Source organism: Caproicibacterium lactatifermentans (genome assembly GCF_013315815.1).
In the GTDB taxonomy this organism is placed as follows: domain Bacteria; phylum Bacillota; class Clostridia; order Oscillospirales; family Acutalibacteraceae; genus Caproicibacterium; species Caproicibacterium lactatifermentans.
This window is the reverse complement of the sequence record NZ_CP046051.1, coordinates 562,457-575,452: the sequence shown is the minus strand read 5'-3', so window position 1 is coordinate 575,452 and position 12,996 is coordinate 562,457. Positions and strand designations below refer to the sequence as shown.

Genomic DNA, 12,996 nt, shown 5'->3' with positions numbered 1-12,996 from the left:
CTTATCCGCCGTATACTTCCGGTTTCAGGACCCCTACAAAGGGAAGATTGCGGTATTTCTGTGCGTAATCAAGGCCATAACCAACAATGAACGCATCCGGTACCTCTGCACCCACATAGTCTGCCTTCACCGGCACCGTACGGCGTTCCGGTTTGTCAAATAGGGTACACAGGCGGATGCTGTTGGGGTTACGAGCCTGCATCATGTGCAGTATGTAGTTCAGCGTAACGCCGCTGTCAAGGATATCCTCCACGACCAGCAGGTCATACCCTTCCAGGTTGATGTCAAGGTCCTTGGTAATCTTGACAATACCGGAAGTTTTGGTGCCGTTGCCATAGCTGGAAACGGACATGAAGTCCACTTCACAGGGAATTTTAATGGCACGCATCAGGTCCGCCATAAAGACAACGGAACCTTTCAGGACGCTGGCCAACAGCAGCTTTTTGCCTTGGTAGTCCTCGCTGATTTGCTCGCCCACGCGTTCCACAATATCGGCAAGCTGTTTTTCACTAAACAATACTTCCTGAATATCACCGAGCATCTGATTTTCCATTTCCTATGCACTCCTTTATTGTAACAACCGCTGCACACCGGGTGCGGGGAGTCACCTTTGCCTGTTCACTGGGGCCACAGCCCTCTATCCAAAGAATATTCTGACCATTCGACAGAATAACAAGTCCCTGCCGCAGCGAAGGCGGAATCTTTTTTTCATTCAGCAGTTTTTTCAGGGACTTGGTCACACCCCGCCCTGCCGGTGAAAAGGAATCGCCCGCACGGCGGGACCGAACCATGGTATCAGAAGTTATTGTATCATAATCAAGACAATTAGAAAAGACACATTTGCGTATTTCTTTCGGAATTTTCTCTTTTGGAATGGTCTGTATACACAAAATCCGCCCATTCGGCAAGGATGTCTGCGGCATCTGCAGCGGCACCGCATAGCCCTCCGCCGGCTCCGGAAACAGCAAAATTCCCCGTTCCACCCGCGCAGAACAGCCGCCGGGCAGGGTACAGCCGCCGCCCTTGGCCAGCAGATGGTCCAGCATTTGCAGATGCTGACGGGAAAGCCTGCCGGTTCCGGCACTACGGGCCGCCGAATACAGTGCCCGCATCCGTACAGCTGCCGGCTGCTGCGCCAGCACGCCAGCACGCCAACCGCCCAGACATTCCGCCGTCCGCAGTGCCTGTTGTGCCAGTTCGCGCAGGCATTCGTCATCTTCCCGCAGGGCACAGGCCGCTCGGCCGGCAGCTTCCTCAAAGTTGGGGTCAATGCGGTGAAACTGCGGTACAATCTTCAGCCGTACCCAGTTGCGCATATATCGTACGTCCGCATTGGTGCGGTCCGTATGATACAGCAAGCCATGTTCCCGACAGTACTGTTCGGTTTCCGCACGCGTAACGGAAATCAGCGGACGCACTACATTTTCACGTACCGGCGGAATACCCGCCAGCCCCTTTGCACCGGCACCGCGTGCCAGATTCAACAGCATGGTTTCCGCATTGTCCGAAAGTGTGTGAGCGGTGGCGATGCGCGAGCCTGCATATTGTCTGCAGATTTTATAAAAAAATGCGTACCGCAGGCGACGGCCGCATTCTTCGAGTCCTTCTCCTGTTTTTTGCGCTTCTCCCCGTACATCTGCGTGCAGTATATGCAGTGGAATGCCAAGCTTGGCACAAAGGTCACGCACGAATGCCTCGTCGCTGTCAGCTTCCGCCCCGCGCAGCTCGTGGTTCACATGGGCTGCCGCAACTGAAATATCCAGCTGCTGTGCATGGAGGGCCAGCCAATGCAGCAGCGCCGTAGAATCCGCGCCGCCGGAAACCCCCACCAACACCGCCGTTTTCGGGGGAAGCATTTGGTACTGCCGCAGCGTACGCATTACCTTTGCGGTCATTGTTTCTTTGGCTGCCATACAGCTCTCTCCTTTCGGTCCGTGTTAAGGTTCCTGCCGAACCAGTTCCTGTGAAGTAAAGCGCATAAACTCACCCTGCCAGTGCAGCGGCACACTGCGTGTTTCGCCGTGGCGGTTTTTAGCCACAATACACTCACCGCTGTTTTGGTCTTCGTCAGGTGTAGGTGCCGGTGTATCGCCGCTGTTGGCGTAGTACCCTTCCCGATACAGGAACAGGACAATATCAGCATCCTGTTCAATAGAGCCGGAATCACGCAGATCACTTAGCATGGGCTTATGCGTTGTGCGTTTCTCGCTTTCACGGGACAGCTGGGACAGGCACAGGACCGGTACATTCAGCTCCTTGGCCATAATTTTCAGGTTTCGTGTGATAGCGGAAATTTCCTGTACACGATTGTCAATACGACCGCCGGAAGACATCAGCTGCAGGTAGTCAATAACGACTAAATCCACATCTTTCAGTCGGCGCAGCTTTGCCTTCATTTCGGGTACAGTGATGGCGGAATTGTCGTCAAAGTAAATCTCCGTATGGCTTAAAACATCGCCCGCTTCAATCAGCCGCGGCCATTCGTCATCGTCCAGCTTGCCGCTGCGCAGCTTGACACCGCTGACCTGTGCCTCGGTGGAAAGCATACGGGAGGCCAGCTGTTCCCGTGTCATTTCCAGTGAGAAAAAGGCAACCCGTTTGTGGCAGGTAACCGCGGCGTGCCGGGTAATATTCAGCGCAAAACTGGTTTTGCCCATGCCGGGGCGGGCGGCCAACAGAATAAGGTCCGTGCGGTTCAGTCCGGTAATGGTATCGTCCAACGCCCTAATGCCGGTGGGAATGCCCCGATACTGCTCGCCTTCCGGTGAAGTAATGAGGTCCAAACGGTCAAATGTTTCAATCAGTGTTTGATTGATGCGCTGCAGGCCCTGCATATTTTGGCCGCGGCGGATATCATAAATTTTCTGCTCGGCAGAGTCCAGCAGGACAGAAGAGTCCTCTGTTCCGGCGGCGGCCTCCTCCAGGATAGAACGCGCGGTCTGAATCAGTATGCGAAGTTCATACTTATCTCGTACAATATGCGCGTATGTTTCCACATTGGAGATAGAAGGAACAATCTGTGCCAGTTCCAGCAGATAGCCTTTGCCGTCATTCTCCTCAAAACCGGGTTCCCGGCGCAGATAATCCAGCAGCGTGACATAGTCCACCGGCCGGCCCTCGTTGGAAAGTGACAGCATGGCATCGTAAATGTCAGCATTGCTGCTCTGCGAGAAATAGTCCGGACTGGGCAGAATCTCCATCACGGTATCCAAACAGGAGGAATCCAGCAAAACAGCGCCCAGCACAGCCTGTTCGGCTTCCCGGTCAAACGGCTGTGTGCTGCCGGTATAAGATGCGGTTGTATTATTTGCCATAATCCGCTTTCCCCTTCCTGTTTTTTATCTGCCTTTTTCCACTGTACAGAAAAGCAACCCTGCAGCGTACTGTTCTGCGCCGGCGGGGGTTGCCTATATTCTATCGTTTATTGGAAGCATTCGTTCTGCAATGGCCTGTCAGGCTTCCGTTACCACAATGGATACTTTAGCGGAGATGCCATTGTACAGTTTTACATCACAATGGAACGTACCGAATGCTTTGATTTCCATATCCAGCGTGATTTTGCGTTTGTCGACCTGTACGCCGAACTGCTGCCGAATGGCCGCAGCAATTTCCCGCGGTGTAACAGAACCGAACAGTTTGCCGCCCTTGCCGGCCTTTGCTGTCATATTGACGCTTTTGCCCTCCAGTTTGGCTGCAGCTGCCTTTGCGGCGGCTATCTCCATCTTTGTTTTATAGGCGCGGGAGGCTTCCGCATTTTTCAGCTCATTCATTGCCTGTGCGTTTGCCTCTTTTGCAAGGCTGCGCGGCAGAAGGTAGTTGCGTGCATAGCCGTCGCTTGCATTGACAAGCTCTCCCTTTTTCCCCAATGACCTTACGTCCTGCAATAATACGACTTTCATCGAATATCCCCCTTCTAATTAGCTGTTCCGGCGCTGTCCTTTATCTGCGGCTGTCCTATGCCGGTTGCCAGCTCCTCCAGCAGTTTTTCACATACCTGCTGTACAGTCATGCCGGTAACCTGTGCACCCGCCATCGACAGGTGGCCGCCGCCGCCCATCTGCTCCATAATCAGCTGTACGTTCACATCCCCCAAGCTGCGTGCAGAAACATTCACAGTGCCGCCGGACGGAAAAATAACAAAGGAAGCCTTTACGCCCTGAATCGACAATAGTTCATCGGCAGCCTGCGCACAGCTTAGGCGAATGTCCGGAAACTCTTTTTCTACATAAGCAATGGCACAGCCGTTATGAATCTGCGCACTGGAAACAATCCTGTATTTTGCTTTATATACTTCAATATTATCGGCAAAAAGGCTCTTCACCACCACGGTATCCGCACCGCGGCGCCGTAAATAAGCGGCCGCCTCAAAGGTACGCACGCCGGTTTTCATGACGAAGTTTTTGGTATCCAGCATAATGCCTGCCAACAGGGCCTCGGCATCTGTGCGGGACAAAGCGGTATCCCCTATGTACTGCACCAGTTCCGCTACCAGCTCCGACGCCGAACTTGCGTACGGCTCATGATAGAAGACCAGCGCATTTTCAATATGCTTTACCATCATGCGGTGGTGGTCAATTACCACCACGCGCTGTGCTTTTTCCAGCAGTTCCGGACTTTCCACTACATCCGGATTATGGGTGTCCACCACCACCAGCAGTGAGTGAGAAGTCAGCATGGGTAGTGCCTCTTCCGGTGAAACAAAGATATTCGTCTCGCCCGCCTGCTCAATATGGTCCACCAAAGATCGTGCCATGCACTGACTGCGGTCCAATACAACCCTTGCCTGACGGTGCAGGGCATTGGTTGCGGCACTCCACATGCCGACCGCGGCACCCACACAGTCCAAATCGCCGAACTTGTGCCCCATAATCAGGACACAGTCGCTTTGACGGATATGGTCAGACAGCGTCGCCGCGATGACACGCGTCCGCACCTTATCGTGCTTTTCCACGCCTTTGGACAGACCGCCGAAAAATTCATAGGACTCATCTTTCTGCTTCAGGGCTACCTGGTCACCGCCGCGTCCCAGTGCCATATCCAGTGCCTTGCGGGACCACTCCTCCGCTTCCTGCAGGGAGGCAGCCCCCCGCGCAACACCCATGGAAATGGTGGCACTGCGGTTGTCGCTGGTCTTAATCTCGCGCACCTTATCCAGTATCGCAAAGCGGTGGTCCAGCGCCTCCCGCACATGGCGCTCATCTGTCATAATCAGGTAGCGCCCACCGGACAAGCGCTTGGAAAAGCCGCCCATGGACTGTGCCCAGCGGAACAGCACATCTTCCACATCCGCGGCAATGCGGCTGTCCTCGCTGCTGGCAGAGTCACGCGCCAGCTCTTCCCGGTTGTCAAACAAAGCCAGACAAACGACCGGGCGGCTTTCCGTATATTCACGGTTTACTTCTTTGTAGTACGTATCGTCTACAAAATAAAGGATACTTTCATTTTTAACCTGCGTGCCAAAGACCGAATACTGGCGGCTGTCCACCGTGACATTTGTGCCGGAAGCCGCGGTGATCTGGCTCAGCGCATTCGGATAGATGATGCGGTCGATATTCTCGCCGCGCACCTCATGCTGGGAAGAAACCTTTTTTAAAAATGCCTGATTTACCCAGATGATATCCCCGGCCTGCCCCACCAGGACAACCGGCATGGTAAACGTCTCCATTGCCTGTTCGTCCTCGGCCGTCAGCACCTGTTTGGCCGCAGCAATAGACACCGCAACATAATTTTTAAATTTCAGCACTGACAAAGCCGTCACTGCAACGGACACTCCGGAAATGCACAGTTCTATAACAAAGACAGTATGGCTATACCGCAGAGAAAGGAAAGCCATCACCAGCATAGCGCCGGACAAGACAAAAAAGACCGGTGAGGCAGCCCAGATTTTCTTTTTCACAGCTGATCTCCCTCTTCTGGCAGGCAGAGGAACGCCCGCCCCATTTCTGCCGCAGGGCTGCGGCTGCAAGCATTATACACTTTTTTGCATGGGACTGCAAATTCTGCCCACCAGAACACGTTACACTTCCATAATAATTGGCAGAATCATGGGGCTGCGGCGTGTGCGGTCATACAGCAAGTGGGACAAGGAATCCTTGATATTAGTCTTCAGCGTACCCCAGTCATGAATACCGTTATCGGCACACTGCTCCAGCACAGTATAGACCAAATCTTTGGCGTCGTCCATCAGCCGTTCACTTTCCCGCACATACACAAAGCCCCGGGAAACAACGTCCGGCCCGGAAACGACATGGCCTGTTTCGGAAGCAATCGTGCACACCACAACAATCAGGCCGTCCTCCGCCAGATGTTTGCGGTCACGCAGAACAATGCTGCCGACATCGCCGACACCAAGACCATCCACCAGCACGTTGCCTGCTGGAACGGCCTTCGGCAGATGCCGCATATGGTCCTCTGACAGCTCAATGACGTCACCGATATCTGCAATGCAGACATTCTGGCGGTTCATGCCCATGGAATAGGCCAGCGCCGCGTGCTGGTGCAGCATTTTCTGCTCACCGTGCACTGGAATAAAGTACTTCGGCTTGACAATGCCCTGCATCAGTTTCAGCTCTTCCTGACAGGCGTGTCCGGAAACGTGTACTTCGTACATGGAGCCATACTCTACTTCACAGCCGCGTTTCATCAGCTCATCAATGACATTGCCGACGCTCTTTTCGTTGCCGGGAATCGGCCGTGCGGAAATGATGATGAAGTCGTCCGGACCGACCTCCACCTTGCGGTGGTCAGCGTAGGCCATGCGGGACAGGGCACTCATTGGCTCACCCTGGCTGCCTGTTGTAATAAGGACGATTTTATCCTTCGGGTATTTTTTAATCAGGTCAATATCAATCATGACACCGTCCGGCACATGCAGATAGCCCATTTCCACACCGATGGACATCACGTTCACCATGCTGCGCCCGGAAAGCGCGACCTTGCGGTCATACTTGACCGCACAGTCTATAATCTGCTGCACACGGCTGACATTGCTGGCAAAAGTCGCAATGATAATACGTTTATGCTCCGCACGCTGGAACATGGCCTCAAAGGAATTGGCAATCATCTGTTCCGTTTTGGTAAAGCCGGGGCGTTCCGCGTTGGTTGAGTCGGACAGCAGTGCCAGCACGCCCTCTTTGCCCAACTGTGCAAAACGGCCCAGGTCAATCATTTCACCCCACTCTGGCGTACAGTCAATCTTAAAGTCACCGGTATGCACAACGGTGCCTGCCGGGGAATGAATGGCAAGACCCACGGCGTCCGGAATGGAGTGGTTGACATGGATAAGTTCCACTGCCATGCAGCCAAAGCGGATAGTATCGCCGGGGTGCACAACGTTCATTTTTACTTTATTCAGCAAACCGTGTTCCTTGAGTTTTCCCTTGACAAGGCCCAGCGTCAGCGGCGTGCCGTACAGCGGCAGATTCACTTTTTTCAGCAGATACGGCAACCCGCCGATGTGGTCCTCATGACCATGCGTCAGCACAATGCCCTGAATACGGTCCGCATATTTTTCGACCAGCGTAAAGTCCGGCAGGACCAAATCCACACCCAGCATATCGTCATCCGGAAAAGCCATGCCGCAGTCCAGCAGGAACATATCGCCTTGGCACTCAACCAGCGTGATATTCTTGCCGACTTCGTTTAGACCGCCCAAAAAGGCCATACGAATGACCGGCTTACTGGAAGCACCGCTTTTTCCGCGCGGACGGCGCGGACGGCGGCGTGGCTCATGCTCCGCCTGCGGTGCCGCAGCGGAAGCCACCGGCTGTTTTGGCTGCGGCGGACGGTGCGGGCGGCGCGGACGGCGGCGCGGCTCATTCTCCGCTTTCGGTGCCGGCTGTTTCTGTTCCGGCTGCGGTGCCGGTTCTGGCAGCAGTACACTTTCGCCGCCAATCACCTGATCGGCTGGTTTCCTGCGCGGCTGTTCCTCCTGAAAAGCAGTTTCCGCCTGTGCCGTATCCGGTATCAAATTCTTTTCTTTTTTTTCGTCTGACACAAAAAAACCTCCATTTTCCCGGGAAAAAGGCTGCCCGCTTTGGCATTCTGACAGACCTTGTCCCTTCGCATATTCTTTGAAATTTTTCGTATTCCGTTTCCGTACAATGGTACAAAATATATATTAAAAGTATAATAAAATATAAAATATAAAAAATCCCGATTTTTATCCCACAGGCACAGCATTGTCCTGTTCCTGCAGAAAAACAAAAGAGCCGCCGTTCAGCAGACAGAATACGGCCCCCTGATAAAAAGATACTGGTCCAAAATCCATACAAATATACCTATACCGAAAAACCGTACACAAAACAAAACCGGTCCTCCGGCTGCAAAAACAGCAAAGCTGCCGCACGGGCCTTTCCGCTGGGCCCCCGCATTTTTCATTTTAAAAAGGCCGTACATCTGGCAGCTGGACGCACCGGCAAAAGCCGGTTTGAAGGAAAAATCCTTTCCGTTCCGAACACAGCGCCCGTTGCTCCGCGAAAAAACGACCTGCCGTTCCGTACCGGATACACCGGCCGCAGAACCACTCCGCTCAAAAACATATATGCAGCTCTGCTTTGGCTTCTCAAAGTCAGCCACTCCCAAAGGCCAGAGCAGATATGCATATACAACTTCATTTTATTTTAGCTTGATTTTCATACCCTGTCAAGAGCGGAAACGCTTTCGCTTCTTCTGGAAACATCCGTGCCGCTGTGGTATACTAAAAATGTTTTCCAAAAGCTGATAGGATATGCCAACAAAAAAGGAGCCGCCAAAGTGCAAATGAAACATTTGGATATTTTTACGGACGGCGCGTGTTCCGGCAACCCCGGTCCTGGTGGGTGGGGTGCCGTGCTGCGCTATAAAGCTGCCGAAAAGGAACTGTGCGGCGGTGAAACGGAAACGACCAACAACCGCATGGAACTGACCGCCGTCATTAAGGCTCTCGCCTGCCTGAAGGAGCCCTGCGAAGTGACGCTGACCACAGACAGCCGCTATGTATGTGACGCGGTCAGCAAAGGCTGGCTGCGTTCGTGGCAGCGCCGCGGCTGGAAAAAAGCGGACGGCAAACCTGCCCTCAACCGCGACCTATGGCAGCAGCTGCTGCCGCAGCTGGAACGCCACAAAGTTACATTCGTCTGGGTGAAAGGCCACGCCGGCCACCCGGAAAATGAGCGCTGCGACAGGCTTGCTGTTTCGCAGTGGATGCAGATTAAGAATGGATGAAAAATCATGCAGAAAATCATTTATGCAGATAACGCGGCTACTACGCCGCTTTCACAAAAAGCACTAACAGCCATGATGCCGTATCTGACGGAGTTCTACGGCAACCCCTCTGCCCTGTACAGTCTTGGGCGCCGTGCCCGCAAAGCCGTGGAGCAGGCACGGGACAGCATTGCCGCCTGCTTGGGTGCCACACCGGAGGAAATTTATTTTACCGCCTGCGGTACGGAAAGTGATAACTGGGCGCTGCGCGGCATGGCCGCTGAACAGGCTAAATCCGGCCGCCGCCACATCATTACCTCTGTATTTGAGCACCATGCTGTCCTGCATACCTGTCAGGCGCTGGAACAAAAAGGCTTCTCCGTCACCTACCTGCCGGTAACAAAGGACGGCTATGTTCGTCCGGAAGACCTGCAGGCTGCCCTAACGCCTAAAACTGCGCTGGTCAGCATCATGTACGCCAACAATGAACTTGGCACCGTTCAGCCGGTGCGTCAGCTGGCCGATATCTGCCGCACCGCCGATGTGCCATTCCATACGGACGCTGTACAGGCTGCGGGACATTTGCCTATCAATGTACATCTGAACAATATTGACCTGCTCTCCCTTTCCGCCCACAAGTTCGGCGGGCCAAAGGGCTGCGGCGTGCTGTACATCCGCCGCGGGCTGCATCCGGCCAATCTTCTGTGCGGCGGCGCACAGGAACAGGGACGGCGCGGCGGAACCGAGAATACGGCTGGCATTGTCGGCACAGCCGCCGCTTTGCGGGAACGCACCGCTGCATTGGAGCAGGACACGAAATGCGTTTCCACCCTGCGTGACCGGCTGGAGCGGGGCCTGCTGGCCGCTGTGCCCGGCTGTTTTCGGAATGGCGGCAGTCACCGTCTGCCGGGCCACCTGAACCTGTGTTTTCCGGGAACGGACGGCGAGGCACTCCTTTTGCTGCTGGACCAGCAGGGCATTTGTGCTTCCGCCGGTTCCGCCTGTGCGGCTGGCAGTATCGAGCCCAGCCATGTACTGCAGGCAATCGGTCTGGACCGCCAAGCTGCGCGTAGTTCTCTTCGCTTCTCCTTGGGGGTGCAGAACACAGAAGAGGACGTTGACCAGTTACTGCAGGCGGTTCCTGATGCTGTCAAGCGCCTGCACAGTTTTTAAATAAGAACATACAGAAAAAGCAGCCCCTGCCGGCACAAACCTGCTGTCGGCAAAAGGCTGCTTTTTATTGTCTATTGTTTAGTAAATGACAACGGTTGTACCAAACGGCACATACATATATATCCACCTTGCATTTTCCAGCTGCAAGCGTATACAGCCGTGGGACAGTGCCTGCCCAAGGCGGCCGTCCACCACTTGGCTGGGAGAAGCGGTCTGCGCATACAAAACAGAGTGGAACATATAGCCACCGTAAATCTGTGTATAGTAGAAGCAGCGCACAGAACCGGAATCAAAGTAGTAGCCGCGGGACTGTATGTGGAAGACACCGTGAATCGTTGGTGTTGCCGAAGCGCCGGTTGTACAGGCCCAGTAATGCAGCTGGCTCCAGTTTCCGCTCTGTCCCGTATAAACACCTACCCGGTGTGTGGAGGTGTTGACAAGGAACAGATATTTTGTGGAACTGCTGTACTGCTGTGCACGCTGCCGCATCTGACTTTCATCTGTATTGACAACACTGACACTGACCGATGTTCTGGCGGCACTGCCTATGTAAGCAGAAATGGAAGCGGAACCGGTCCCCCGCGAAGTTACTCTGCACTGATAGCCCTGCTGTAAAGCATTCCACCCCAAATTCTGCACAACGGCTACATAATTGTTGGAACTAGAAAACTGCGGCGCCAAATTATGCGAGGTATGGAACAAGAATGTGTAGCTTTGCCCCAATCCATAAAACGTATGTCCCGAAGCATTTGCTGTTATGGTCAGTCGCTCGTCCGAAACCTTCACCGGAAGCACCTTTTCGCTGCTGCCGGCACGCACATGGATTTTTGTTTCCCCGCTCCGCTGGGCTACCAGTTGAATCAGCCAGCGGCCGTTCCCGTCACTTTTCAGCTGTTGAGAAACAACAGATAAATCTTCGGATGAAACGATTGCTGGTGTGTTGTCGGCTACAGTCGCCAGCACTGTATACCGCTGGCCCGGATAATAGAATGTATAAGAGCTGGTATCTATAGAAAGATTAACCGGCCGAAAGTCATTGGTAATGGTTGTTACTGCCTTGGCCCTCCCCGCCGTGATGGTAATGTCGGCGGTTCCCTCTTTTTCGCCTGCCTGTAGCTTACACAGCAGGAATCCCTGATGGCTGGGGTTAGGAACCGTGAAGACCACTTTGACAACATCGGGGTCAGAGGAAACAATCTGCGGCTGTTCGCCTGTAGAAGTGGACAGCCCCATGTGGTAGGTTTGCCCCGGCGTATGGAATGTATAGGCAAGAGTGTCGCGGCCAATGGTCGTCACAAACCGCACCGCAATCTTTTTTTCTGAGCTGCCTGCCCGAACAGCGACCTCTGCGTCGCCCTCGCCTACCGCCGTCAGCTTGCACAGATACCCTTTTGCTCCGGCATTCCACACCGGAGCCGCAGCTGTCACAACGCTTGTGTCACTGCTGACCACAATGGGTTTCACTGCCGGAGAAGTGCGAATCAATACGGTATATTGTTGGCCCGCTGTATGGAACGTATACGAAGAAGTATCTGTCCACAGTTGCACAGGCGGCATTTTCACTTCCGTTTCCATTACCTTCTGTGTATGGCCTGCCTGTACTTGAATTTGCGCATTTCCCGTGTTCACGGCAGTCAGCTTGCACAGATACCCTTTTGCTCCGGCATTCCACACCGGGGCCGCGGCTGTCACAACGCTTGTGTCACTGCTGACCACAATGGGTTTCGTTGCCGGAGAAGTGCGAATCAATACAGTATACTGTTGACCCGCTGTATGGAACGTATAGGAAGAAGTATCTGTCCACAGCTGCACAGGCGGTATTTTCACTTCCGTTTCTATTACCTTCTGCGTATGGCCTGCCTGTACCTGAATTTGCGCATTTCCCTCACCCACAGCGGTCAGCGTACACAGATACCCTTTTGCTCCGGCATTCCACACCGGAGCCGCAGTTGTCACAACGCTTGTGTCACTGCTGACCACAATGGGTTTCACTGCCGGAGAAGTGCGAATCAATACGGTATACTGTTGGCCCGCTGTATGGAACGTATAGGAAGAAGTATCTGTCCACAGCTGCACAGGCGGCACTTTCACTTCCGTTTCTAGTACCTTCTGCGTATGGCCCGCCTGTACCTGAATTTGCGCATTTCCCTCACCCACAGCGGTCAGCGTACACAGATAGCCCTGTACCTTTGCGTTCCATGTGGGATTGCTGACTGTTACCGCAGAAGGATTGCTGCTGACAACCGCCGGCCATCTATCCGGTTTTGTACGAATCAGCACGGTATAGCGTTTTCCCAGTTCCGTAAAGGTGTACGGTTCGACTGTGTCCAAAGTAACCTGTACATCGCTGGCTGTATCCGCTGTTTGTGAATCCTGCGTGTCCTGTGAGGAGGAATTTGGCTGACTGCTGTCCATGCTGTTTTCCTGCTTTGCCTGTGTCTGTCCCTGCAAAGCAGGCTGCACGGCAGAACTGCTGGCTGACGACTGTGGTGTTAGGGAGCCGCCGTCCTCGGCTGCCGCCGGCATGATGGTAAGGACAGCGGCTGCCGCAAAAGCGACCGCTGCTGTCAACAGGGTTGTAACCTGTTTCCTTCGTTTGGATTTCATGTCTCTTCTCTCCTTTCTGCTCTGCCGACAGCT

The 12,996-nt window shown here is 53.9% G+C and carries 9 protein-coding genes; 2 read left to right on the top strand and 7 right to left on the bottom strand.

The annotated features are described in order from the left end of the window. Position 1: 1 nt before the first annotated feature. The 6 genes from hpt to GJQ69_RS02740 form a co-directional block, all read right to left on the bottom strand. Entirely contained in the window at positions 2–541 is a 540-nt protein-coding gene (gene hpt, locus GJQ69_RS02765; protein ID WP_086036879.1) for a hypoxanthine phosphoribosyltransferase, read from the bottom strand. Then, positions 531–1,913: a tRNA lysidine(34) synthetase TilS gene (tilS, locus tag GJQ69_RS02760; protein ID WP_086036277.1), complete on the bottom strand. Its 1,383-nt coding sequence runs from the start codon at positions 1,911–1,913 to the stop codon at positions 531–533. The genes hpt and tilS overlap by 11 nt, the downstream gene beginning before the upstream one ends. A gap of 24 nt (positions 1,914–1,937) precedes the next feature. Beyond that, on the bottom strand, positions 1,938–3,314 hold the full coding sequence (gene dnaB, locus GJQ69_RS02755) for a replicative DNA helicase (protein ID WP_086036279.1): 1,377 nt from the start codon (positions 3,312–3,314) through the stop codon (positions 1,938–1,940). A 138-nt stretch (positions 3,315–3,452) separates the two neighbouring features. Next, positions 3,453–3,899: a 50S ribosomal protein L9 gene (gene rplI, locus GJQ69_RS02750; RefSeq protein ID WP_086036280.1), complete on the bottom strand. Its 447-nt coding sequence runs from the start codon at positions 3,897–3,899 to the stop codon at positions 3,453–3,455. A gap of 14 nt (positions 3,900–3,913) precedes the next feature. Beyond that, on the bottom strand, positions 3,914–5,896 hold the full coding sequence (locus GJQ69_RS02745) for a DHH family phosphoesterase (protein WP_086036282.1): 1,983 nt from the start codon (positions 5,894–5,896) through the stop codon (positions 3,914–3,916). 120 nt (positions 5,897–6,016) lie between these two features. Continuing rightward, positions 6,017–7,996: a ribonuclease J gene (locus GJQ69_RS02740; RefSeq protein WP_236849724.1), complete on the bottom strand. Its 1,980-nt coding sequence runs from the start codon at positions 7,994–7,996 to the stop codon at positions 6,017–6,019. A 764-nt stretch (positions 7,997–8,760) separates the two neighbouring features. On the opposite strand from GJQ69_RS02740, the gene rnhA reads away from it, so the two are divergent. Further along, positions 8,761–9,204 carry a ribonuclease HI gene (rnhA, locus tag GJQ69_RS02735; protein WP_086036881.1) on the top strand — a complete coding sequence of 148 codons (444 nt, stop codon included), beginning with the start codon at positions 8,761–8,763 and terminating at the stop codon, positions 9,202–9,204. Between the two features lie 6 nt (positions 9,205–9,210). Next, positions 9,211–10,356, top strand: a complete 1,146-nt coding sequence (locus GJQ69_RS02730; RefSeq protein WP_174192870.1) for a cysteine desulfurase family protein — start codon at positions 9,211–9,213, stop codon at positions 10,354–10,356. 78 nt (positions 10,357–10,434) lie between these two features. Here the strand turns inward: GJQ69_RS02730 and GJQ69_RS02725 are convergent, their stop codons facing one another. Further along, a complete protein-coding gene (locus GJQ69_RS02725; protein WP_174192868.1) occupies positions 10,435–12,963 on the bottom strand; it encodes a L,D-transpeptidase in 2,529 nt (842 codons plus the stop codon). Positions 12,964–12,996: the final 33 nt, after the last annotated feature.

Excerpts from the sequence above, each read along its gene's own strand:
- hpt (WP_086036879.1), bottom strand. The coding sequence starts at position 541 with ATGCTCGGTGATATTCAGGAAGTATTGTTTAGTGAAAAACAGCTTGCC.
- tilS (WP_086036277.1), bottom strand. The coding sequence starts at position 1,913 with ATGGCAGCCAAAGAAACAATGACCGCAAAGGTAATGCGTACGCTGCGG.
- dnaB (WP_086036279.1), bottom strand. The coding sequence starts at position 3,314 with ATGGCAAATAATACAACCGCATCTTATACCGGCAGCACACAGCCGTTT.
- rplI (WP_086036280.1), bottom strand. The coding sequence starts at position 3,899 with ATGAAAGTCGTATTATTGCAGGACGTAAGGTCATTGGGGAAAAAGGGA.
- rnhA (WP_086036881.1), top strand. The coding sequence starts at position 8,761 with ATGAAACATTTGGATATTTTTACGGACGGCGCGTGTTCCGGCAACCCC.
- GJQ69_RS02730 (WP_174192870.1), top strand. The coding sequence starts at position 9,211 with ATGCAGAAAATCATTTATGCAGATAACGCGGCTACTACGCCGCTTTCA.
- GJQ69_RS02725 (WP_174192868.1), bottom strand. The coding sequence starts at position 12,963 with ATGAAATCCAAACGAAGGAAACAGGTTACAACCCTGTTGACAGCAGCG.